The sequence below is a fragment of the Nocardiopsis sp. TNDT3 genome (genome assembly GCF_003427465.1).
GTDB classification, from domain to species: domain Bacteria; phylum Actinomycetota; class Actinomycetes; order Streptosporangiales; family Streptosporangiaceae; genus Nocardiopsis; species Nocardiopsis dassonvillei.
On record NZ_QPFC01001145.1, the window covers coordinates 1 to 1,416 of the forward strand.

Sequence of the window (1,416 nt, forward strand, 5' to 3'; positions counted from 1 at the left end):
GGTGGGGGACATGGTCTTCTCCTCGGGGGCGGTGGCCACACCGGCCTCCTTGGCGCGGAGCCCGGGAGTTTTCCGGAACTTTCCGGTCAAACCAGCCTAAGGAGCGCCGCACGGAGGTGTCAACGCCCTCCCCCGGGCCCCGTTCACGGCGGCGGGGCGGTGCTGTCGCGCACGACGAGCTCGGTGGCCAGCTCGACCCGCGGGCTCTCGATGGTCTCGCGCTGCACCAGGCGGTGCACGGTGCGCACCGCGAGCCTGCCCATGTCCGACAGCGGCTGGCGCACGGTGGTCAGGGACGGCGAGGACCAGCGGGCCTCGGGCAGGTCGTCGAAGCCGACCACGCTGACGTCGGCGGGCACCCGCAGGCCGCGGCGGCGCAGCGCCTCGTAGACGCCCAGCGCCATCTGGTCGCTGGCCGCGAACACGGCCGTGGGCGGATCGGCGAGGTCGAACAACCGCTCCCCCGCCCGGAAGCCGGACTCGTAGCCGAACTCCCCCGGCACGACCAGCTCGTCGTCGACCGCGAGCCCCGCCGTCTCCAGGCCCGCCCGGTAGCCGTCGAGCCGGGCCCGGCTGCACCACAGCTCGGGGCGCCCCGCGACGAAGGCGATGCGCCGGTGGCCGAGGTGGATCAGGTGCTCGGTCGCGCTGAGGCCCCCGGCCCAGTTGGTGACGCCGACCGTGGGGGTGTCCAGGTCCGGGACGCCGACCGGGTCGACGACCACGGCGGGCACGTGGAGCTCCCGCAGCTCCTCGCGCAGCTCGGGGTCCAGGTCGGTGGTCACGAGGATCGCCCCGTCGGTGGCGCGCGAGCGCACGTTCTCCAGCCACTGGCGGGTGGAGCTGACCCGGCGGTGGATGGCCGACACCACGATGCCGGTCCCGCTCTCGTGCGCGGCGTCCTCCACGCCGCGGATGATCTCGACCGCCCACGGGCTGTCCAGGTCGTTGAAGACGAGGTCGAGCAGGCCGACGCGCTCCCGTGGCCGACCTCCGCGGCGCCGGTAGCCATGGGCGCGGATCAGGCTCTCCACGCGCTCGCGCGTGGCGGGGGCGACGTCGCCCCGGCCGTTGAGCACGCGCGAGACCGTCGGCGCGGAGACGCCCGCCTCCTCGGCGATGGCGGAGATCGTGACGTCTCGGGACGGGGTGTCGGGCATGGTCCTCCTTTGTGCCCACCCAGAGTACGAGCACAGCTGGTGGGGCGACAGCGCCGAGACGGGATCTTGACGCTGTGCCCGGCGACGACCTAGGGTCCATTGACCTTCACATTTTACGGAACTTTCCGGAAGTTTCGTCGGTCGCCAGATCGGAGATCCCCCCATGAAGCCGCTCCGCCTCGTCACCGCCGTCCTCGCCGCGACGGCGCTGGCGGTCCCCCTGGCCGCCCCCGCGTCCGCGGCCCCCGGGCACGAC

General features: G+C 73.5%; 1 protein-coding gene. It reads right to left on the reverse strand.

Translation table 11 applies throughout. The annotated features are described in order from the left end of the window. Positions 1-143: 143 nt before the first annotated feature. Positions 144-1,160, reverse strand: coding sequence for a LacI family DNA-binding transcriptional regulator (locus DQW06_RS24910; protein ID WP_013154989.1), 1,017 nt, complete (start codon positions 1,158-1,160; stop codon positions 144-146). Between the last annotated feature and the right edge of the window lie 256 nt (positions 1,161-1,416).

What these genes read in the sequence shown, in the direction of transcription:
- DQW06_RS24910 (WP_013154989.1), bottom strand. Translation starts at nt 1,160, where the DNA reads ATGCCCGACACCCCGTCCCGAGACGTCACGATCTCCGCCATCGCCGAG.